Source organism: Vagococcus sp. WN89Y (assembly GCF_052220145.1).
In the GTDB taxonomy this organism is placed as follows: domain Bacteria; phylum Pseudomonadota; class Gammaproteobacteria; order Enterobacterales; family Enterobacteriaceae; genus Kosakonia.
Map to the genome: position 1 here is coordinate 71,515 of NZ_JBQPOM010000011.1, position 21,226 is coordinate 92,740.

Below are 21,226 nucleotides of genomic sequence, written 5' to 3' on the forward strand. Positions count from 1 at the left end.
ATGAATAAAGAAGGTGATGTAATGAAATGGGACTGGATATTCTTTGATGCTGACGAAACGCTGTTTACTTTTGACGCTTTCGGCGGCTTACAACGGATGTTTCTCGACTATAGCGTGACATTCACCGATCAGGATTTTGTTGAGTATCAGGCGGTGAATAAACCCTTATGGGTGGATTACCAGAACGGGGCAATCACCGCGTTGCAATTGCAACACCAGCGCTTTCAAAGCTGGGCGGAGCGCTTAAACGTGCATGCTGGTTCTCTTAACGACGCCTTTCTTAACGCAATGGCCGAAATCTGTGCGCCGCTGCCAGGCGCTGCATCATTACTGGAAAGCCTGAAAGGGAAGGTGAAACTGGGCATTATCACCAACGGGTTTACCGCATTGCAGCAAATTCGCCTGGAGCGCACGGGCTTTCGCGACTATTTCGATTTGCTGGTTATCTCCGAAGAGGTTGGCGTAGCAAAACCCGACCCGAAAATTTTCGATTATGCTTTAGCGCAAGCCGGTAACCCGGAACGCTCTCGTGTATTAATGGTGGGGGATACGGCTGAGTCCGATATTCTGGGCGGCATCAACGCGGGGCTGTCGACCTGCTGGCTAAACGCACACCATCGCCCGCAGCCGGACGGCATCAACCCGACCTGGACCGTGGCGTCCCTGAACGAACTGGAGCAACTCCTGTGTAAACATTGATTGTCTGCATTCAGCCGTTGAGTACAATAGCCGCATTTTTCGTATTCCATCGCGAGGCCTGAGGCCGCGCATTTACACAGAAGACTATCATTATGACGTTGTCTCCTTATTTACAAGAGGTCGCGAAGCGCCGTACGTTCGCTATCATCTCGCACCCCGATGCCGGTAAAACCACCATCACTGAAAAAGTGTTGCTGTTCGGACAGGCTATCCAGACCGCCGGTACGGTTAAAGGCCGCGGCTCCAGCCAGCATGCCAAATCTGACTGGATGGAGATGGAAAAGCAGCGTGGCATCTCCATTACTACCTCCGTAATGCAGTTCCCGTACCAGAATTGCCTGGTAAACCTGCTGGACACCCCGGGGCACGAAGACTTCTCCGAAGATACTTACCGTACCCTGACGGCCGTTGACTGCTGCCTGATGGTGATTGATGCGGCAAAAGGTGTCGAAGACCGGACCCGTAAGCTGATGGAAGTCACCCGTCTGCGCGACACGCCGATTTTGACTTTTATGAACAAACTCGACCGTGATATCCGCGATCCGATGGAACTGCTGGATGAGGTGGAAAACGAGTTAAAAATCGCCTGTGCGCCCATCACCTGGCCGATTGGCTGCGGTAAATTGTTCAAGGGTGTTTATCACCTTTATAAAGACGAAACCTATCTTTACCAGACCGGCCAGGGCCACACCATTCAGGAAGTGCGCATCGTGAAGGGGCTGGATAACCCGGAGCTGGACAGCGCCGTGGGTGAAGACCTGGCGCAGCAGCTGCGCGATGAGCTGGAGCTAGTGCAGGGCGCGTCTAACGAGTTTGATAAAGAGCTGTTTCTGAGCGGCGAAATCACGCCCGTCTTCTTTGGTACTGCGCTGGGTAACTTTGGCGTCGACCATATGCTTGACGGCCTGGTTGAGTGGGCGCCTGCGCCGATGCCGCGCAAAACCGATACCCGCGAAGTGAAGGCCGAAGAGGAGAAATTCACCGGTTTCGTCTTTAAGATTCAGGCCAATATGGACCCGAAACACCGCGACCGCGTTGCGTTTATGCGTGTGGTTTCCGGGCGTTATGAGAAAGGGATGAAGCTGCGCCAGGTGCGTACCGGGAAAGACGTGGTTATCTCCGACGCGCTGACCTTTATGGCGGGCGACCGTTCGCACGTTGAGGAAGCCTACCCTGGCGATATCATCGGCCTGCACAACCACGGCACGATTCAGATTGGTGATACTTTCACGCAGGGTGAAATGATGAAGTTCACCGGTATCCCGAACTTTGCGCCGGAACTGTTCCGTCGTATTCGTCTGCGCGATCCGCTCAAGCAGAAGCAATTGCTTAAAGGCCTGGTGCAGCTTTCCGAAGAGGGCGCCGTGCAGGTGTTCCGCCCGATTTCCAATAACGATCTGATCGTTGGTGCGGTCGGTGTGCTGCAGTTTGATGTGGTGGTTGCACGCCTGAAGAGTGAATACAACGTGGAAGCGGTGTATGAATCGGTCAACGTCGCGACTGCGCGCTGGGTAGAAAGTACGGATGTGAAGAAGTTCGAAGAGTTCAAGCGTAAGAACGAAGTCCAGCTGGCGCTTGATGGTGGTGATAATTTGACCTATATCGCCCCAACCATGGTAAACCTGAATCTGACGCAGGAACGTTATCCGGAAATCAGTTTCCATAAAACCCGCGAGCATTAATCCCCGCCAGGAACACGGCAGACGCCGTGTTCCGCCACTTTTCCTGTCTTATTAACTCCTTGCGGAAAGTTCTTAAATCCCGCCCTTTTCTGCTTTGTTGGTCGCTTTTTATCCTTCCGGCCAGGATTTTTGTCGATAGTGATCTATATTTAACAAAGTGATGACAAATTGCGTGGATAAAAGTCCTGTTCAATGCGTGTTCAGTGGTCGTTTATTCACGAATGTCATCACAAGTTGAAATTAATAACTGCACCAGAGCGATGAATCACAGGTTTGTAACCCGGCGTATCGCGACTGGATTCGGTGATTTTCACCACGGCAGTTCAGCAGTCCCCAGGACTGCAAATGGCTCAAATAGTGAGCAAACTAACAGGAATGACATCGATGACTACGACAAGACTGAAGATTTCTAAAACTCTGATGGCTGTAATGCTCGGTTCGGTGCTGGCAAGTGGTTCCGCATTCGCGGCAGAAACCACTACCGATAAAGCACATAACACCGCATCCAGCGCAGGGGATAAAATCGATAGCTCTATGAATAAAGTCGGTGGTTTCATGGACGACAGCACCATCACAGCAAAAGTGAAAGCGGCGCTGGTTGACGATGAGAGCATCAAGAGCACCGATATTTCCGTCAAAACAGACAACAAAGTGGTGACGCTGAGTGGCTTTGTGGAAAGCCAGGCGCAGGCTGAGAAAGCCGTTTCCATTGCCAAAGGCGTGGAAGGTGTCTCCTCTGTAAGCGACAAGCTGCATGTCCGTGACGGGAAATCCCAGTCAGTGAAAGGTTATGCAGGCGATGCCGCGACAACCAGTGAAATCAAAGCCAAGTTGCTGGCCGATGACATCGTTCCTTCCCGTATGGTGAAAGTTGAAACCACCGACGGTGTTGTGCAGTTGTCGGGCACTGTAGATTCACAGGCTCAAAGTGAACGCGCTGAAAGTATTGCCAAAGCAGTTGATGGCGTGAAAAGCGTGAAAAATGATCTTAAAACGAAGTAACAATTCCTGAAAACGTCAGCATCCGGCATTGTCGGGCGTGACAAACACGTACCAGGAAAACATCGCAGGTGAGTGACCTGAGCGCTCACCTCATGCGGTCGACATTAACTATGGTAAAGGAGAGTTTTATGTTTCGTTGGGGCATTATATTTCTGGTTATCGCGTTAATTGCCGCCGCTCTGGGTTTTGGTGGTCTGGCAGGTACGGCAGCGGGTGCAGCTAAAATCGTCTTTATCGTCGGTATTATCCTGTTCCTGGTCAGCCTGTTTATGGGCCGTCGGCGCCCATAGCGCAATAGATTTAAACACCGGTTACATTAAAGCCAGTCCTTGTGACTGGCTTTGCTGTTTATGGATCGGGAAAATTGCGCTACCTTGTCATGCATACGACAACGTAAAGGAAAGCAGGTGGGGCAATATATTCCCGTCACGCTCGGCAATATCACGCCGCTGGCGTTAAAACCATTTCAACCGGGTCGCCTTGCACTGGTATGCGAGGGGGGAGGGCAGCGCGGTATTTTCACCGCTGGCGTGCTTGATGAGTTTATGCGGGCCGAATTCGACCCGTTCGATCTCTACTTTGGCACCTCCGCCGGTGCGCAAAATCTCTCTGCTTATGTGTGTAACCAGCCAGAATATGCCCGAAAAGTGATAATGCGTTACACCACCCGGCGTGAATTCTTTGATCCGGTGCGCTTTGTGCGCGGCGGAAATCTTATCGATCTTGACTGGCTGGTCGACGCCACGGCAAGCCAGATGCCGCTGGCGATGGATTTCGCGGCGCGCTCCTTTGATGCGGGCAAAGCGTTTTATATGTGCGCCTGCCGTCAGGATGATTACACCGCCGAGTATTTCGCGCCTACGGATCAGACGTGGCTCGATTTGATCCGCGCGTCGAGCGCGATTCCTGGTTTTTACCGCACCGGCGTTTCGCTCAACGGCGTGAACTATCTTGATGGCGGCGTCAGTGATGCGATACCGGTACGGGAAGCGGCAAAACGCGGCGCAAGAACGATTGTGGTGATCCGTACTGTCCCCTCGCAGATGTACTACACGCCGCAGTGGTTTAAGCGTATGGAACGCTGGCTGGGCGAGAGCAGCTTACGGCCATTAATCAATCTGGTGCAGCATCACGAAAAAAGCTATTCAGAAATCCAGAAATTCATCGAAGCACCGCCGGGCAAGTTGCGCATTTTTGAGATTTACCCGCCGAAATTGCTAAGCAGCATGGCGCTGGGCAGCCGGATACCGGCGCTTCGCGACGATTACAAGCTTGGCCGGTTGTGCGGGCGTTATTTCCTGGCAACGGTAGGGAAACTGCTGGCGCACACGCCGCCGCTCGTTCGCCACAATCCGCTTATTACGCCAGCGACTGTGGTGGTGCCGCCTGCCGCAGTGGCAAACGACGCGCTGGATACGCCTCTTATCGACGCGCCACAGGCCAACGATCCGCCCGTTAATAGCGAGGGGACGGCGTGAGCTACCGTTTTGTTGATACGCACTGCCATTTTGATTTTCCGCCCTTTTCAGGTGACGAGCAGGCCAGCATCGAGCGCGCCGCTGGCGCAGGCGTGGAGCGCATTATTGTTCCGGCGATTGGCGCGCGCTATTTTGACCGCGTCTGCGATTTAGCTCACCAGTACCCGGCGCTCTATGCTGCGCTCGGCCTGCACCCGATAGTGATTGAGGAGCACAGCGAAGAGAGCCTGGCGATGCTTGAGCAGCGGCTGGCCGCGAAACCAGAAAAGGTGGTGGCGGTGGGCGAAATCGGCCTTGATCTCTACCGTGACGATCCGCAGTTTGACAAGCAACAGCAGTTTCTCGACGCCCAGCTTCGCCTGGCGAAACGCTTTGATTTACCGGTTATTCTGCACTCGCGCCGCACCCACGATAAACTGGCGATGCATTTAAAAAAGCATGATTTGCCGCGTACAGGCGTGGTGCATGGTTTTGCCGGCAGCCTGCAACAGGCACAGCGGTTTATCAGCCTGGGTTATTATATCGGCGTCGGTGGAACCATTACTTATCCGCGCGCCAGTAAAACCCGCGATGTCATGGCGCGCTTACCGCTCTCTGCGTTATTACTGGAAACCGATGCCCCGGACATGCCGCTGAACGGTTACCAGGGGCAACCCAACCGGCCAGAGCAGGCTGCGCGAGTGTTCTCTACGCTTTGCGAGCTGCGCGACGAATCGCCTGACACTCTCGCTGACGCATTATTGCGCAATACCCGCACGCTCTTCTCCACTATACTGTGTTAGAATTCTAACATCTGATTGCACCCGGCAATCGGCTGGCTCGACGCTCAAACTTGATCTATATCTCATTTCATCAATGTAAGCGTGTATTTCGTTTTCATTAATTGTGATGGGCGTCGAAGAGTAATCGCAGAGGAATGTTAGAATACTAACAGACCCGTACAGAGACCGGCATCTGCCGTCGGAGAAATTATGACTGATTTAACTGCAAGCAGCCTGCGTGCGCTGAAACTGATGGATCTGACCACCCTCAACGACGATGACACTAACGAGAAAGTCATTGCGCTGTGCCATCAGGCGAAAACGCCGGTGGGCAACACCGCCGCGGTGTGCATCTACCCACGCTTTATTCCGATTGCGCGTAAAACGCTGAATGAGCAAGGCACGCCAGATGTGAGAATCGCAACAGTAACTAACTTCCCGCACGGTAACGACGATATCGACATCGCGCTGGCTGAAACCCGCGCAGCGATTGCCTACGGTGCTGACGAAGTGGACGTGGTTTTCCCGTATCGCGCGCTGATGGCCGGTAACGAGCAGGTGGGGTTTGACCTGGTCAAAGCCTGTAAAGAAGCCTGCGCGGCGGCCAACGTACTGCTGAAAGTGATCATCGAAACCGGTGAGCTGAAAGAAGAAGCGCTGATCCGTAAAGCGTCTGAAATTGCTATCAAAGCCGGTGCTGATTTTATCAAAACCTCCACCGGTAAAGTGCCGGTGAATGCGACGCCGGAAAGCGCGCGCATCATGCTCGAAGTGATCCGCGATATGGGCGTTGAGAAAACCGTAGGATTTAAACCTGCTGGCGGCGTGCGCAGTGCAGAAGATGCGCAGCAATACCTGGCGATCGCTGACGAGTTATTCGGTGCTGACTGGGCCGATGCCCGCCACTATCGTTTTGGCGCATCCAGCCTGCTGGCAAGCCTGCTTAAAGCGCTCGGTCATGGCGACGGCAAGAGCGCCAGCAGCTACTAACGGCTTTGCCGGGTCAGCACGCGTTGGCCCGGCAACAACGGTTTTTCGACTTTATTCCTCAGGGGGTGACCTTGTTTCTCGCACAAGAAATTATTCGTAAAAAACGTGATGGCCTCGCGCTGAGTGATGAAGAGATCCGTTTCTTTATCAATGGCATTCGCGATAACACTGTTTCCGAAGGGCAGATTGCCGCACTGGCGATGACCATTTTCTTCCATGATATGACGATGCCGGAACGCGTTTCGCTGACCATGGCGATGCGTGACTCAGGCACTGTTCTGGACTGGAAACAACTCGCACTCAACGGCCCGGTTGTGGATAAGCACTCTACCGGCGGCGTGGGCGATGTGACCTCGCTGATGCTTGGCCCTATGGTGGCGGCCTGCGGGGGCTATATCCCGATGATTTCCGGGCGCGGCCTGGGTCATACCGGCGGCACGCTCGATAAGCTGGAAGCCATTCCCGGGTTTGATATTTTCCCGGATGACGCACGCTTTCGCGAAATAATTAAAGATGTGGGTGTCGCGATAATTGGCCAGACCAACTCGCTCGCACCGGCAGATAAACGTTTTTATGCCACCCGCGATATCACCGCGACGGTGGATTCTATCCCGCTGATTACCGGGTCTATTCTTGCAAAAAAACTGGCGGAAGGGCTGGATGCGCTGGTGATGGACGTGAAAGTCGGCAGCGGGGCATTTATGCCAACGTATGCGCTTTCTGAAGAGCTGGCGGAGGCCATTGTTGGCGTTGCCAACGGCGCGGGCGTGCGCACCACCGCGCTACTGACCGATATGAACCAGGTGCTGGCCTCCAGTGCTGGTAATGCGGTAGAAGTGCGCGAAGCGGTACAGTTCCTGACCGGTGAATACCGCAACCCGCGTCTGTTCGAGGTGACGATGGCGCTGTGCGTGGAAATGCTCCGCTCCGGCAATCTTGCCAAAACCGACGCCGAGGCGCGTGAGAAATTACAGGCGGTACTGGATAACGGCAAAGCGGCAGACGTGTTTGGCCGCATGGTTGCCGCGCAAAAAGGCCCCAGTGATTTTGTTGAAAATTATGCGAAATACCTGCCAACTGCAACACTGAGTAAAGCGGTGTATGCAGATGATGAAGGTTTTATCACCGCTATGGATACCCGCGCGCTGGGGATGGCGGTGGTGTCGATGGGCGGCGGTCGTCGCCAGGCAACAGACAGCATCGACTACAGCGTTGGCTTTACCGATATGGCGCGTCTTGGCGAGCGCATAGACGGTCAGCGCCCGCTGGCGGTTATCCACGCGAAAGATGAAGCAAGCTGGCAGGATGCGGCGCAAGCGGTAAAAGCCGCCATTACTATTGGCGACAGCGCGCCAAAAGAGACACCAACGGTCTATCGCCGCATCAGTGAATAGCGATATACTGTTCTGATCGCTCATTTTTACAGAGCACAAGGTACGGAGAATATATGAAACGTGCATTTATTATGGTGCTTGACTCTTTCGGCATCGGCGCGACTGAAGACGCAGAGCGCTTCGGCGACGCGGGTTCCGACACCCTGGGCCATATCGCGCAAGCCTGTGCGAAAGGGGAAGCGGATACCGGGCGTAAAGGCCCGCTGCATTTACCAAACCTGACCCGCCTAGGGCTGGCGAAAGCGCACGAAGGCGCAACAGGTTCGATCCCGGCGGGTATGGATGCTAACGCAGAAATCACCGGCGCTTATGCGTGGGCGCACGAACTCTCTTCGGGTAAAGATACCCCGTCGGGTCACTGGGAAATCGCCGGTGTGCCGGTGCTGTTTGACTGGGGCTATTTTACCGATACGGAGAACAGTTTCCCGCAGGAACTGCTGGATAAACTGGTTAAACGCGCTAATCTGCCGGGCTATCTTGGCAACTGCCACTCTTCCGGCACCGTTATTCTCGACAAGCTTGGCGAAGAGCATATGAAAACCGGCAAGCCGATTTTTTATACCTCGGCAGATTCCGTGTTTCAGATTGCCTGCCACGAAGAGACGTTCGGTCTTGATAAGCTGTACGAGCTGTGCGAAATCGCGCGCGAAGAGCTTACCGAAGGCGGTTACAACATTGGCCGCGTGATTGCGCGCCCGTTTGTTGGCGATAAAGCTGGCCATTTCGAGCGTACCGGTAACCGTCACGACCTCGCGGTTGAGCCGCCGTCAGCGACGGTTTTGCAAAAGCTGGTGGACGAAAAAGGTGGCCATGTGGTGTCTGTCGGGAAAATCGCCGACATCTACGCCAACTGTGGTATCACCAAAAAAGTGAAAGCAACCGGTCTGGATGCGCTGTTTGACGCGACCGTCAAAGAGATGAAAGAAGCGGGCGATAAGACCATTGTTTTCACGAACTTCGTCGATTTCGACTCCTCCTGGGGCCATCGCCGTGATGTAGCGGGTTATGCAGCAGGTCTGGAACTGTTTGACCGCCGTCTGCCGGAGCTGATGGAACTGGTGGGCGAAGATGATATCCTGATCCTTACCGCTGACCACGGTTGCGACCCGACCTGGAAAGGGACCGACCACACCCGCGAGCATATTCCGGTGCTGATTTACGGCCCGAAAGTGAAGCCGGGTTCGCTGGGCCATCGCGAGACGTTTGCCGACATTGGCCAGACGCTGGCAACGTATTTCGCGACCTCTCCGATGGAATACGGCAAAAATATGCTGTGATGTGTTTGCCCGACGGCTTAGGTTCGCCGGGCTTTTTACTTTGAGCGCCGGGTAAGCGCAGCAACTCCCGGCACAGGCAACGAATATAAAAGGGAACAGAAGATGGCTACCCCACATATTAATGCAGAAATGGGTGATTTCGCAGATGTCGTGCTGATGCCGGGCGATCCGCTGCGTGCAAAACACATTGCTGAGACTTTCCTTGAAGATTACCGCGAAGTGAACAACGTGCGCGGCATGCTTGGTTATACCGGCACCTATAAAGGCCGTAAAATCTCCGTGATGGGTCACGGCATGGGCATCCCGTCCTGCTCGATTTACACTAAAGAGCTGATCACGGATTTCGGCGTGAAAAAAATCATTCGCGTCGGCTCGTGCGGCGCTGTACGCATGGACGTCAAGCTGCGCGATATCGTTATCGGTATGGGCGCGTGCACGGACTCAAAAGTGAACCGCATTCGCTTCAAAGATCATGATTTTGCAGCCATTGCTGACTTCGATATGGTGCGTAACGCCGTCGATGCCGCAAAAACGCTGGGCGTAGAGGCTCGCGTGGGTAACCTCTTCTCTGCCGATCTGTTCTACTCCCCGGACGGCGAAATGTTCGATGTGATGGAGAAGTACGGCATCCTCGGCGTGGAAATGGAAGCGGCCGGTATTTACGGCGTGGCGGCGGAGTTCGGCGCAAAAGCCCTGACCATCTGCACCGTTTCTGACCATATTCGCACCCACGAGCAGACCACTTCTGCTGAACGTCAGACAACGTTCAACGATATGATCAAAATCGCGCTGGAATCTGTCCTGCTGGGCGATAAAGCGTAATTGCCCGTCAAAAAGGGCAGGTTCTCTGCCCTTTTATCTATTCACCTTTCACACCCTTTTCACGCTCCAGGCCACCGGAGGCGAAGGCGTCAACGCACCGCGTGCGCAATCCACGCGGAAAGCTCGTGCAGCTCATTCTCCTGGTCGGGAAACTCACCCAGTAACGCATCGCATGCCTGCGCCAGCATATCGGCCCGGTACAGGCACCCCTGCAAACGCGCGGCTAACGCTTCCAGCGGGGCCGGGTTCAGGCTATCGGTAAACACCTGGGTGCGCGTGATGTGGCCTTTTTCCACGTCAAAATGCAGCTCCACGCCGCCCCAGGTAAAACGCTCATCCAGCAAATGGCTGAACGCCGGAGCCTGACCAAAGTTCCATTCCCAGCTACTCTGGCGGGCAAAGGTTTCGGCAAAATTCGGCAAATCTGGCGTCTTATCCGGCGAAATAACTTCCGCTTCGACACGCTCGCCATAATGGGCAAAAAAGGACTCCGTCATGGCTGCGCAGATTTGTTCATGGGTAATACCCGGCAGCAGTTCCACCAGATTCGCCACCCGCCCGCGCACCGACGTAATCCCTTTGGCCTGTAGCTTTTTCTTGTCCGGGTTCAGGTAATTCGCCAGGCGGCTGAGGTCTGCATTGAGCAATAACGTGCCGTGATGGAACCCGCGATCTTTTGTTTCACGGTAGGCCGAACCCGATACTTTGCGATCGCCCTGCGGCGTTTTCACCACCAGATCATTACGCCCCGATGCCTCGGCCGTGACGCCCAGTGAGTTCAGTGCATTGAGCACAATCGCGGTGGAGATGGTTTTATCATATTCCGGTTTACCGGCCATAAAGGTAAAACAGGTATTGCCGAGGTCGTGGAACACCGCGCCGCCGCCGCTGCTGCGCCTGGCGAGCCGCACGTTATCCTCCTCCATGCGCCGGGTATTGCACTCTTTCCACGGATTTTGCGCACGGCCAATCACCACCGTGTCGGCATTGCGCCATAAAAACAGCACGCGCTGCGTTGCGGGCATCTGGCGAAAGATGCACTCTTCCACCGCCAGGTTAAACCAGGGATCGTAAGAATCAGAGATAAGCAGACGAAGCGATTGCATTGCAGATTTCCTTTCCGGGATTTTTCATTATCTTACCGTTTGCGCCAGGGGCTACTCTTTCTTTTCGTGCTCTTCTTCTTCCGGCACGGACTTGTTAGCGGTCAGTAAAAATGGCGACTGCTGCCAGCGGGTGCGTTTGCCCTGCAACAAGGTACGTGTCAGTACCACACCGATAGCGAGCGAAAGCAACAGCATCAGGCGCAGAATATTGGTTGTGTTATCGACTTGCCGGGCTTCTGTCGCCAGCGTGTGCGTATCCAGCGTCAGGCGCAGGTAGCCCAGCGGGCCGCTTTTTCCCTGGATGGGTTCAACAATCTGCTGACTAAAATAGCCGCCGGCTTTTTTGCCATCCAGCGCCAGCCTGTCGCGAACATCCACCTGTTCGCCGGAGCGAACAATCAAATCGCCCTGCGCGTCGTACACGCCCGCGTCAAGAATGCGGCTCTGGTCGGTAAGCTGTTGCAGCACGCTACTGATACGTTTCTCGTCCGGCGTTTCCGTGCGCATCAGCGGCGCGAGATTGAGCGTTACCTGGCGCGCCAGCGTTCTTGCCAGCTCTTCAAGCTGCGGATTGCGCTGGCGTTGATGGTTCTGGCTAAACCAGGACGCGCCCTGCATAAGCGCAACGAGCAGGGCCAGACATATGAGGACGATCACAGCGCGATGCAGCCGAAATTTAAGTTTTGCGCGAGCCATATTCCACCTGTTGAAAATTTAAGGCTTAATGTTGCCAGAAGCGCTGGTTACAAGGTAGCCTCATGCGTTATTTTCCCTTCAAGCTTTCTGGCGCGGATGTTTTTTACAGGAGCCTCAATGCCTAACAGTCTGACCTGGTGCGATTTGCCCGATGATGTTTCTCAGTGGCCGGGATTGCCGCTTTCTTTAAGTGGCGATGAGGTTATGCCTCTTGACTACCATGCCGGTCGCAGCGGCTGGCTGCTGTACGGGCGTAAACTTGATAAGCAACGCCTGACGGATTATCAACGAAAACTGGGCGCGGCGATGGTGATTGTCGCGGCCTGGTGCGTTGAAGATTATCAGGTTATTCGCCTTGCCGGGTCGTTAACACCCCGGGCGACACGCCTTGCGCACGATAATGGCATGGACGTTGCGCCGCTGGGTAAAATTCCTCATCTGCGCTCGCCTGGCCTGCTGGTGATGGATATGGACTCGACGGCTATCCAGATCGAGTGTATCGACGAAATAGCCAAACTTGCCGGCACTGGCGAAATGGTGGCAGAAGTGACCGAGCGCGCCATGCGCGGCGAGCTGGATTTTACCGCCAGCCTGCGTAGCCGCGTGGCGACGCTTAAAGGCGCTGACGCTAGCATTCTCGCCCAGGTGCGTGAAAAGCTGCCGTTAATGCCAGGGCTGGTGCAACTGGTGCTGAAGCTGGAGACGTTAGGCTGGAAAGTGGCTATCGCCTCCGGCGGGTTCACCTTTTTTGCCGATTATTTACGTGAAAAGCTGCACCTGACGGCGGCGGTGGCGAACCAGCTGGAAATCGTGGACGGCAAATTCACCGGCCTTGTATTTGGCGATATCGTCGATGCGCAATATAAAGCCCGCACCCTGAAACAGCTGGCGCAGCAGTATGAGATCCCGGCAGCGCAGACGGTAGCCATTGGCGATGGCGCAAACGATCTGCCGATGCTGAAAGCGGCGGCGCTGGGCATCGCGTATCATGCAAAACCGAAGGTGAATGAGAAAGCCGAAGTCACCATTCGTCACGCGGATTTAATGGGCGTGTTCTGTATTCTTTCTGGCAGTATCAATAAGAAGTAGAGGTCATTGTGGCGAAAGCTCCAAAACGTGCGTTTGTCTGTAATGAATGCGGCGCGGATTATCCGCGCTGGCAGGGGCAGTGCAGCGCCTGTCATGCATGGAACACCATTACTGAAGTGCGCGTCGCCGCATCGCCCACCGTGGCGCGTAATGAACGTCTGTCGGGTTATGCGGGCAGCGCCGGGGTGTCGAAAGTACAAAAACTTTCCGATATCAGTCTGGAAGCGCTGCCGCGTTTCTCCACCGGTTTTAAAGAGTTCGACCGCGTGCTCGGCGGTGGTGTGGTGCCGGGGAGCGCTATCCTGATTGGCGGAAACCCTGGTGCGGGCAAATCGACGCTGCTGCTGCAAACGTTGTGTAAGCTCGCCGAGCAGATGAAAACACTGTATGTCACCGGGGAAGAGTCGTTGCAGCAAGTTGCCATGCGCGCGCACCGGCTTGGCTTGCCGACGGCGAATCTGAATATGTTGTCGGAAACCAGCATCGAGCAGATTTGCCTGATAGCCGAAGAAGAGCAGCCGAAGCTGATGGTCATCGACTCTATTCAGGTGATGCATATGGCGGATATCCAGTCATCTCCCGGTAGTGTGGCGCAGGTACGCGAAACGGCGGCGTATTTGACGCGCTTTGCCAAAACGCGCGGCGTGGCTATTGTGATGGTCGGCCACGTAACAAAAGATGGCTCGCTGGCCGGGCCGAAAGTGCTGGAACACTGTATCGACTGCTCGGTGCTGCTCGATGGCGATGCCGACTCGCGTTTTCGCACGTTACGTAGCCATAAAAACCGTTTCGGCGCGGTGAATGAGCTGGGCGTCTTCGCCATGACCGAGCAGGGGCTGCGTGAAGTCAGCAACCCGTCGGCGATTTTTCTGAGCCGTGGTGATGAAGTCACCTCCGGCAGTTCGGTGATGGTAGTGTGGGAAGGGACGCGCCCGCTGCTGGTTGAAATTCAGGCGCTGGTCGATCACTCAATGATGGCCAATCCTCGCCGGGTTGCCGTTGGGCTGGAGCAAAACCGTCTGGCGATTTTGCTGGCGGTGCTGCATCGCCACGGCGGCTTGCAGATGGCGGATCAGGATGTTTTTGTTAACGTGGTCGGCGGAGTAAAGGTCACGGAAACCAGCGCGGATCTGGCATTACTGCTGGCGATGGTCTCCAGCCTGCGCGACAGACCGCTGCCGCAGGATTTGGTGGTGTTCGGCGAGGTCGGGCTGGCAGGCGAGATCCGCCCGGTACCGAGTGGGCAGGAGCGTATTTCGGAAGCGGCCAAGCACGGTTTTCGTCGCGCTATCGTCCCGGCGGCGAATGTGCCGAAGAAAGTACCGGAAGGGATGCAGATTTTTGGCGTTAAAAAGCTCTCAGATGCGCTAAACGTCTTTGACGACTTATAATTGGGTAATGTTTTTTGCAGGAGGCAGTAATGTCGTCATTTGACTATTTAAAAACCGCTATTCGTCAGAAAGGTTGTACGCTGCAACAAATCGCTGACGCCAGCGGTATGACTAAAGGTTATTTAAGCCAACTGCTGAATGCCAAGATTAAAAGCCCGAGCGCGCAAAAGCTGGAGGCTTTACACCGCTTCCTTGATCTGGAGTTTCCGCGTCGGGAGAAGAATATTGGCGTAGTATTCGGTAAGTTTTACCCGCTGCATACCGGGCATATTTACCTTATTCAGCGCGCCTGTAGCCAGGTCGATGAGCTGCATATCATTCTTGGGTTTGATGAGACGCGCGATCGCGAGCTGTTTGAAAAGAGCGCCATGTCGCAACAGCCGACGGTAAGCGATCGTCTGCGTTGGTTGTTGCAGACCTTTAAATACCAGAAAAACATCCGTATCCATGCTTTCAACGAGGAAGGGATGGAGCCTTATCCGTATGGCTGGGATGTGTGGAGTGAAGGCATCAAAGCCTTTATGACGGAAAAAGGCATCACGCCTAACTGGATCTACACCTCTGAAGCAGCAGATGCGCCGCAATATCGTGAGCATTTAGGTATTGAAGCGGTGCTGGTCGATCCGCAGCGTACGTTTATGAACATCAGCGGTTCGCAAATTCGTGAAAATCCGTTCCGCTACTGGGAATATATTCCCACCGAAGTAAAACCTTTTTTTGTGCGTACGGTCGCAATACTTGGCGGCGAGTCGAGCGGTAAATCGACGCTGGTCAATAAACTTGCCAATATTTTTAATACCACCAGCGCCTGGGAATATGGTCGTGATTATGTCTTCTCACATTTGGGGGGAGACGAAATGGCATTGCAATATTCCGATTATGATAAAATCGCGCTCGGGCATGCGCAGTATATTGATTTCGCGGTCAAGTATGCGAATAAAATAGCGTTTATTGATACTGATTTTGTAACTACCCAGGCATTTTGCAAAAAATATGAGGGGCGTGAGCATCCGTTTGTTCAGGCGCTGATTCAGGAATATCGCTTCGATCTGGTCATACTGCTGGAAAATAACACACCGTGGATAAATGACGGTTTGCGAAGCCTCGGCAGTTCAGTAGACAGAAAAGAGTTTCAGGATTTATTAGTATCGATGCTACAGGAAAACAATATTGATTTCGTACGCGTCGAAGAAGCGGACTATGATGCCCGCTTTTTGCACTGCGTCGAACTGGTAAAAAAATTGATGGGGCCTTAAGCACGGCTGGCAGCGTGCGGTGCAAAGCTCAGTGCATAAGCCGTTTAAGGTAACTTTCCCAGCGGTTATGCACCTGGGCCAGCATGGCGATAGAGGGAATATTCATTTTCCGCAGAATATTATATTTATGTGTTCTGAAAGTATTACTGTCACAGACTCCGTTAGAAAACATATCTGAGTGCCTGCCTGCATTGAGTATACAGGCAAAAATAGCGCGCTCTTTGCGCGTCAGCGGTGATTTAAACTCTTCCGGATAACGCGTATTCCACGATTTATAGTTTAATTTCTTACTTAATTCCTTTAATGACAGATTCTTTTTTATTTTCAGACATGGGTGTAACAAAAAACGCTCAAAAGAGTGTTCGCTCTTTTTTATTTCACTCAGCGTAAGCGAGTTGGTGAGAATAATAAAGTTGTGATCAAAGTCAAATATAACCTCGTTGTCATTAAGAGCGATTTTTTTCTGCTGAACGAGAAAGCGCAGGCCATATTGAAGAAAAAGGTCTTCCGTAATGATATTCATTATATATATCCATATTTCGTCAGGATAACCCTGGAACATATTTATACTGCTGTGTCGATAAGGTTGGCTGATGAATATTCCTTAGCTGGCCAGGTTCATGTAATTAAATGTAAGAATATCTTTTAAATTCTGCCGTTTGACACTGGCAAATAGCTATACTCATTCTTTACGCATTCGAGGGGGAATATTAACTTCTCAGTGTGGTGTTAAGCAATATGTAACGCGGCAAGCAAACAATAAAAACAATAATCTTGAAAACAATATTTTGGCAGCTTTAATAGCTATATATAATATATTTTATAGATCGTTGTTTTTTTATTTTGTTAATTAATAATTTCCGCAACGGCAATGAACGCAAAAAATACTATGCAAGAAAATACGCTTTTTTAGGCCGCGTATAAAGAATATTTGACTGTGAATGCGGGTTTTAAACTGAGAAATGATAAGAGCGGAAGGGGAGAGGAAATAAATATCCTCCGGCATAGCCGGAGGTTTTTCAGATGCGCCTATAAGGCTCTATTACCAGCCGCGCCCTAACAGGCGCATACGATCTGACATTTGCATCAAACTTCGTTACTTACGGCCCGTAAACGGGCTACCCGGATAAGGGATCGACAACTGCTCACCCATTTTATCCTCTTCAAGCTGGTGCTTTATGTATTCCTGTATCTTCGCTGTGTTCTTCCCTACCGTATCTACGTAATATCCCCGGCACCAGAACTCCCTGTTCCTGTATTTGAATTTCAGATCTCCAAACTGCTCATAAAGCATCAGACTGCTTTTCCCTTTCAGATACCCCATAAAGCCGGATACGCTCATTTTAGGCGGGATTTCCACAAGCATATGGATATGATCTGCGCAGCATTCAGCTTCCACGATCCGTACGTTTTTCCACTCACACAGCTTTCTTAAAATGCTGCCTGTCGCCAGGCGTTTCTCTCCATAGAACGCCTGTCTTCGGTATTTTGGCGCAAAAACTATGTGATATTTACAGTTCCATCGGGTGTGCGCTAAGCTCTTTTCGTCCCCCATTGGGACCCCCTTTTGATTTCTTGTTGAACTTTTGCAGTTGCCAGACCGCAAGGTGTTTTAACAAATCAAAAGGGGTTTTAATAACTGGCTTAAAGCTGAAAGCTTTCCGGAACCCCCAGCCTAGCTGGGGGTTTTCTATAGACAAATAAAGCGAATGGGTTTCCCCACTCGCTTTTGGTCAGGTTACTTAGCGATACGCTTGTACTTCATACGTTTCGGCTCCAGCGCATCTGCGCCCAGCGTACGTTTCTTGTACTCTTCGTATTCCGTAAAGTTACCTTCGAAGAACTCCACTTTTCCTTCATCCTGGTAGTCCAGAATATGGGTCGCAATACGGTCAAGGAACCAGCGGTCATGCGAGATAACCATGGCGCAGCCGGGGAATTCCAGCAGGGCGTTTTCCAGCGCGCGCAGGGTTTCGATATCCAGGTCGTTCGTCGGTTCATCGAGCAGCAGCATGTTGCCGCCAACCTGTAGCAGCTTCGCCAGATGCAAGCGACCGCGCTCACCCCCGGACAACTCGCCAACGCGTTTGCCCTGATCGGTGCCTTTAAAGTTAAAGCGGCCAACATAGGCGCGGCTCGGCATCTCGGTATTTCCGATACGCATAATATCCAGCCCGCCTGACACCTCTTCCCACACCGTTTTGTTGTTATCCATCGCATCACGGAACTGATCAACAGAGGCCAGTTTTACCGTTTCGCCAAGGGTAATGGTGCCACTATCTGGCTGTTCCTGCCCGGACAGCATACGGAACAGCGTCGATTTACCCGCGCCGTTCGGCCCGATAATACCAACGATAGCCCCTTTCGGCACAGAGAAGGACAGACCTTCAATCAGCTGGCGATCGCCATAGGACTTGCTGAGGTTGTTCACCTCCACCACTTTGTCGCCCAGGCGAGGTCCCGGTGGAATAAACAGCTCGTTGGTTTCGTTACGTTTCTGGTATTCAGTGCTGTTAAGCTCTTCAAAACGTGCCAGACGTGCTTTGCCTTTGGACTGACGGCCTTTCGCTCCCTGGCGCACCCATTCCAGTTCTTTCTCAATGGATTTGCGGCGAGCAGCCTCCTGTGAGGCCTCCTGCGCCAGGCGCTGATCTTTCTGCTCCAGCCAGGAAGAGTAGTTACCTTCCCACGGAATGCCTTCGCCACGGTCAAGCTCCAGAATCCAGCCCGCAACGTTGTCGAGGAAGTAACGGTCGTGGGTAATGGCCACAACAGTGCCTTCGAAGTCGTGCAGGAAGCGTTCCAGCCAGGCCACGGACTCTGCATCCAGGTGGTTGGTCGGTTCGTCGAGCAGCAGCATGTCTGGCTTTTCCAGCAACAGGCGGCACAGCGCAACGCGGCGGCGTTCACCCCCGGAGAGATTGGCGATTTTCGCATCCCAGTCCGGCAGGCGCAGGGCGTCGGCGGCGCGTTCAAGCTGCATATTCAGGTTATGACCATCATGTGCCTGAATGATTTCTTCCAGCTTGCCCTGTTCTGCGGCCAGCTTGTCAAAATCGGCTTCCGGATCGGCGTACAGGGCGTACACTTCATCCAGACGCTTCAGAGCGTTAACCACTTCTGAAACCGCTTCTTCAACCGATTCGCGTACCGTTTGCTCCGGATTCAGCTGGGGTTCCTGCGGCAGGTAACCTATCTTGATGCCTGGCTGCGCGCGGGCTTCACCTTCGATGTCTGTATCGATGCCGGCCATGATGCGCAGCAGGGTAGACTTACCGGCACCGTTAAGACCCAGCACACCGATTTTTGCGCCAGGGAAGAAACTTAGCGAAATATTTTTCAATATATGTCGTTTCGGCGGAACAACTTTGCCGACACGATGCATGGTATATACGAATTGAGCCACGGGGACGTCGCCTCTTTTTAATGAGAGAAATATTCAACAGCGGAGTGTAGCCGTTTTCGACGCTTAATCCCAGCAAGCCGCATTCACGGTGTTAAATCACACGAGAAAAGTAAAAAAGTGTTCTGAACGTGGCGAGTTGCCGCCTGCCCGGTTAGCATTAAGTCATTACGCGGCATGATGCTGTAAATTGAGACATAAAAGAGGAAAGAGCAGTGCAGAAAGCTAAAAATGTCGCCTGGCGCTTTGCGGCGGCCTGCGTGTGTTTGTTGTCCTTAAACCAGGTGGCGCAAGCAGATTCACTGGAAGATCAACGCAGTCGCTATGCGCAAATCAAAACCGCCTGGGATAACAGACAGATGGATGTCGTCCAGCAACTGATGCCCACTTTGCAAGATTATCCACTGTATCCTTACCTGCAATACCGACAAATCACTGATGATTTGATGAATCAACCGGCGCTTACGGTAAGCAACTTTGTACGGGAAAACCCGACGCTGCCGCCTGCGCGTACGCTGCAATCACGCTTTGTTAATGAGCTGGCGCGGCGCGAAGACTGGCGCGGCCTGCTGGCGTTTAGCCCGGACAAACCGGCCACTACCGAAGCGCAATGTAACTATTACTATGCCAAATGGAACACCGGGCAGGCGGATGAAGCCTGGGCAGGCGCAAAAGCGCTGTGGCTGAGTGGGAAAAGCCAGCCAAACGCCTGCGATCGTCTGTTTGGCGTCTGGCGCTCTTCCGGCAAGCAGGATCCGCTGGCATTTCTTGAACGCATTCGCCTGGCGATGAAAGCCAGTAATACCAAACTGGTCACGCTGCTGGCCGGGCAGATGCCGTCTGAATATCAAACCATTTCTGAAGCAATCATCACTCTTGCCAATAATCCGGACAGCGTGTTGACCTTTGCCCGAACCACCGGCGCGACAGATTTTACCCGACAAATGGCGGCGGAAGCGTTTGAGAGCGTGGCGCGCAAAGATGTGGAAAACGCCCGGCTGATGATCCCGTCGCTGGTGCAGGCGCAGCAGCTTAATGAAGAACAGACGCAAACCCTGCGCGATATCGTGGCCTGGCGCCTGATGGGCAACGATGTCACCAGCGAGCAGGCGCGCTGGCGTGATGACGCGATAATGCGTAGCGGCTCGACTTTTCTGCTGGAGCGGCGCGTACGTATGGCTATCGGCAACGGCGATCGTCGCGGCCTTAACACCTGGCTTGCCCGTTTGCCGATGGAGGCGAAAGCGAAGGATGAGTGGCGCTACTGGCAGGCTGACCTGCTGCTGGAGCGAGGGCGTGAAAACGAAGCGAAAGAGATTTTGCATGCATTAATGCAACAGCGCGGCTTTTACCCGATGGCGGCGGCCCAGCGGCTTGGCGAGGATTATCAGCTCAGAATCGACAAGGCCGAAGGGAATGTCGCACCGGCACTGACGCAGAGCGCGGAAATGGCGCGTGTGCGCGAGCTGATGTACTGGGGGCTTGATAACACGGCCCGCAGCGAATGGGCCAACCTGGTGACCAGCCGCAGCAAAGCGGAGCAGGCGCAGCTGGCGCGTTATGCGTTCAACCAACGCTGGTGGGATCTCAGCGTGCAGGCGACCATTGCCGGGAAGCTCTGGGATCATCTGGAGGAGCGTTTCCCGCTGGCCTACAACGATTTGTACGCGCGTTATACCAACGGCAAGGCGATTTCACAAAGCTACGCGATGGCCATCTCCCGGCAGGAGAGCGCCTGGAACCCGAAAGCGCGTTCTCCGGTCGGCGCCAGCGGGCTGATGCAAATCATGCCTGCGACCGCCAGCCATACGGTGAAGATGTTCAGTATTCCAGGTTACAGCAGCGCCGGGCAACTGTTTGATCCTGAAACAAATATCAATATCGGCACCAGCTACCTGCAATATGTTTTCAACCAGTTTGGGAATAACCGAATCTTTTCTTCGGCGGCCTATAACGCCGGGCCGGGCAGGGTGCGTACCTGGCAGAGAAACAGCGGCGGGCGGCTGGATGCGGTCGCGTTTATTGAGAGCATCCCGTTCTCCGAAACGCGCGGTTATGTGAAAAACGTTCTCGCCTACGATGCCTACTACCGTTACTTTATGGGGGAAAACAAACCCACCATACTGAGTGACGATGAATGGCAACGCCGTTACTGATTGTGCTGGTTTATGCTATGCTGC

General features: G+C 53.5%; 19 protein-coding genes. 14 read left to right on the top strand and 5 right to left on the bottom strand.

The features are described from left to right. From yjjG to deoD, 10 genes are all read left to right on the top strand, one after another. Complete coding sequence (gene yjjG / locus ACTU3N_RS02190) at nt 1-699, top strand: pyrimidine 5'-nucleotidase (RefSeq protein WP_443084492.1); 699 nt, start codon at nt 1-3, stop codon at nt 697-699. Between the two features lie 92 nt (nt 700-791). Next, nucleotides 792-2,381, top strand: a complete 1,590-nt coding sequence (prfC, locus tag ACTU3N_RS02195) for a peptide chain release factor 3 (protein WP_443084493.1) — start codon at nt 792-794, stop codon at nt 2,379-2,381. A gap of 384 nt (nt 2,382-2,765) precedes the next feature. Continuing rightward, nucleotides 2,766-3,383 carry a molecular chaperone OsmY gene (gene osmY / locus ACTU3N_RS02200; protein ID WP_443084494.1) on the top strand — a complete coding sequence of 206 codons (618 nt, stop codon included), beginning with the start codon at nt 2,766-2,768 and terminating at the stop codon, nt 3,381-3,383. Nucleotides 3,384-3,511: 128 nt separating this feature from the next. Next, nucleotides 3,512-3,673: a DUF1328 domain-containing protein gene (locus tag ACTU3N_RS02205; RefSeq protein ID WP_007373037.1), complete on the top strand. Its 162-nt coding sequence runs from the start codon at nt 3,512-3,514 to the stop codon at nt 3,671-3,673. Between the two features lie 117 nt (nt 3,674-3,790). Continuing rightward, nucleotides 3,791-4,861 (top strand): patatin-like phospholipase family protein, encoded by a 1,071-nt coding sequence (locus ACTU3N_RS02210; RefSeq protein ID WP_443084495.1) that lies wholly within the window; start codon nt 3,791-3,793, stop codon nt 4,859-4,861. Continuing rightward, entirely contained in the window at nt 4,858-5,643 is a 786-nt protein-coding gene (locus ACTU3N_RS02215) for a metal-dependent hydrolase (RefSeq protein WP_443084496.1), read from the top strand. Before ACTU3N_RS02210 ends, ACTU3N_RS02215 begins: the two co-directional genes overlap by 4 nt. Nucleotides 5,644-5,832: 189 nt before the next feature. Continuing rightward, nucleotides 5,833-6,612 (top strand): deoxyribose-phosphate aldolase, encoded by a 780-nt coding sequence (deoC, locus tag ACTU3N_RS02220; protein ID WP_443084497.1) that lies wholly within the window; start codon nt 5,833-5,835, stop codon nt 6,610-6,612. Nucleotides 6,613-6,683: 71 nt separating this feature from the next. Next, nucleotides 6,684-8,006 (top strand): thymidine phosphorylase, encoded by a 1,323-nt coding sequence (deoA, locus tag ACTU3N_RS02225; protein WP_443084498.1) that lies wholly within the window; start codon nt 6,684-6,686, stop codon nt 8,004-8,006. 53 nt (nt 8,007-8,059) lie between these two features. Then, nucleotides 8,060-9,283, top strand: coding sequence for a phosphopentomutase (gene deoB, locus ACTU3N_RS02230; RefSeq protein ID WP_443084499.1), 1,224 nt, complete (start codon nt 8,060-8,062; stop codon nt 9,281-9,283). Between the two features lie 102 nt (nt 9,284-9,385). After that, entirely contained in the window at nt 9,386-10,105 is a 720-nt protein-coding gene (gene deoD / locus ACTU3N_RS02235) for a purine-nucleoside phosphorylase (RefSeq protein WP_443084500.1), read from the top strand. An 89-nt stretch (nt 10,106-10,194) separates the two neighbouring features. Here deoD and lplA read toward each other — a convergent pair whose 3' ends face one another. Both lplA and ACTU3N_RS02245 read right to left on the bottom strand, forming a co-directional pair. Further along, the gene (gene lplA / locus ACTU3N_RS02240; RefSeq protein ID WP_443084501.1) at nt 10,195-11,211 is read right to left on the bottom strand and encodes a lipoate--protein ligase LplA; all 1,017 of its coding nucleotides are present in this window, start codon (nt 11,209-11,211) and stop codon (nt 10,195-10,197) included. A 51-nt stretch (nt 11,212-11,262) separates the two neighbouring features. Next, nucleotides 11,263-11,907, bottom strand: a complete 645-nt coding sequence (locus tag ACTU3N_RS02245; protein ID WP_443084502.1) for a YtjB family periplasmic protein — start codon at nt 11,905-11,907, stop codon at nt 11,263-11,265. A 117-nt stretch (nt 11,908-12,024) separates the two neighbouring features. Between ACTU3N_RS02245 and serB the strand changes: the two genes are divergently transcribed. The 3 genes from serB to nadR are packed head-to-tail and all read left to right on the top strand — an operon-like array spanning nt 12,025 to nt 15,643. Further along, entirely contained in the window at nt 12,025-12,996 is a 972-nt protein-coding gene (gene serB, locus ACTU3N_RS02250; protein WP_443084503.1) for a phosphoserine phosphatase, read from the top strand. An 8-nt stretch (nt 12,997-13,004) separates the two neighbouring features. Next, nucleotides 13,005-14,387 (top strand): DNA repair protein RadA, encoded by a 1,383-nt coding sequence (radA, locus tag ACTU3N_RS02255; protein WP_443084504.1) that lies wholly within the window; start codon nt 13,005-13,007, stop codon nt 14,385-14,387. Between the two features lie 29 nt (nt 14,388-14,416). Next, nucleotides 14,417-15,643, top strand: a complete 1,227-nt coding sequence (gene nadR / locus ACTU3N_RS02260) for a multifunctional transcriptional regulator/nicotinamide-nucleotide adenylyltransferase/ribosylnicotinamide kinase NadR (RefSeq protein WP_443084505.1) — start codon at nt 14,417-14,419, stop codon at nt 15,641-15,643. 28 nt (nt 15,644-15,671) lie between these two features. Here nadR and ACTU3N_RS02265 read toward each other — a convergent pair whose 3' ends face one another. The 3 genes from ACTU3N_RS02265 to ettA form a co-directional block, all read right to left on the bottom strand. Next, on the bottom strand, nt 15,672-16,166 hold the full coding sequence (locus ACTU3N_RS02265) for a hypothetical protein (RefSeq protein WP_443084506.1): 495 nt from the start codon (nt 16,164-16,166) through the stop codon (nt 15,672-15,674). A gap of 573 nt (nt 16,167-16,739) precedes the next feature. After that, on the bottom strand, nt 16,740-17,198 hold the full coding sequence (tnpA, locus tag ACTU3N_RS02270) for an IS200/IS605 family transposase (protein WP_443084507.1): 459 nt from the start codon (nt 17,196-17,198) through the stop codon (nt 16,740-16,742). Nucleotides 17,199-17,381: 183 nt separating this feature from the next. Next, on the bottom strand, nt 17,382-19,049 hold the full coding sequence (gene ettA, locus ACTU3N_RS02275; protein WP_443084508.1) for an energy-dependent translational throttle protein EttA: 1,668 nt from the start codon (nt 19,047-19,049) through the stop codon (nt 17,382-17,384). Between the two features lie 212 nt (nt 19,050-19,261). Here ettA and sltY point away from each other — a divergent pair, with 212 nt between their 5' ends. Continuing rightward, complete coding sequence (gene sltY, locus ACTU3N_RS02280; RefSeq protein ID WP_443084509.1) at nt 19,262-21,202, top strand: murein transglycosylase; 1,941 nt, start codon at nt 19,262-19,264, stop codon at nt 21,200-21,202. Nucleotides 21,203-21,226 lie beyond the last annotated feature (24 nt).

Excerpts from the sequence above, each read along its gene's own strand:
- nadR (WP_443084505.1), top strand. The coding sequence starts at position 14,417 with ATGTCGTCATTTGACTATTTAAAAACCGCTATTCGTCAGAAAGGTTGT.
- ACTU3N_RS02205 (WP_007373037.1), top strand. The coding sequence starts at position 3,512 with ATGTTTCGTTGGGGCATTATATTTCTGGTTATCGCGTTAATTGCCGCC.
- deoC (WP_443084497.1), top strand. The coding sequence starts at position 5,833 with ATGACTGATTTAACTGCAAGCAGCCTGCGTGCGCTGAAACTGATGGAT.
- osmY (WP_443084494.1), top strand. The coding sequence starts at position 2,766 with ATGACTACGACAAGACTGAAGATTTCTAAAACTCTGATGGCTGTAATG.
- serB (WP_443084503.1), top strand. The coding sequence starts at position 12,025 with ATGCCTAACAGTCTGACCTGGTGCGATTTGCCCGATGATGTTTCTCAG.
- lplA (WP_443084501.1), bottom strand. The coding sequence starts at position 11,211 with ATGCAATCGCTTCGTCTGCTTATCTCTGATTCTTACGATCCCTGGTTT.
- yjjG (WP_443084492.1), top strand. The coding sequence starts at position 1 with ATGAATAAAGAAGGTGATGTAATGAAATGGGACTGGATATTCTTTGAT.
- prfC (WP_443084493.1), top strand. The coding sequence starts at position 792 with ATGACGTTGTCTCCTTATTTACAAGAGGTCGCGAAGCGCCGTACGTTC.
- ACTU3N_RS02245 (WP_443084502.1), bottom strand. The coding sequence starts at position 11,907 with ATGGCTCGCGCAAAACTTAAATTTCGGCTGCATCGCGCTGTGATCGTC.
- ACTU3N_RS02265 (WP_443084506.1), bottom strand. The coding sequence starts at position 16,166 with ATGAATATCATTACGGAAGACCTTTTTCTTCAATATGGCCTGCGCTTT.
- deoD (WP_443084500.1), top strand. The coding sequence starts at position 9,386 with ATGGCTACCCCACATATTAATGCAGAAATGGGTGATTTCGCAGATGTC.
- tnpA (WP_443084507.1), bottom strand. The coding sequence starts at position 17,198 with ATGGGGGACGAAAAGAGCTTAGCGCACACCCGATGGAACTGTAAATAT.
- deoB (WP_443084499.1), top strand. The coding sequence starts at position 8,060 with ATGAAACGTGCATTTATTATGGTGCTTGACTCTTTCGGCATCGGCGCG.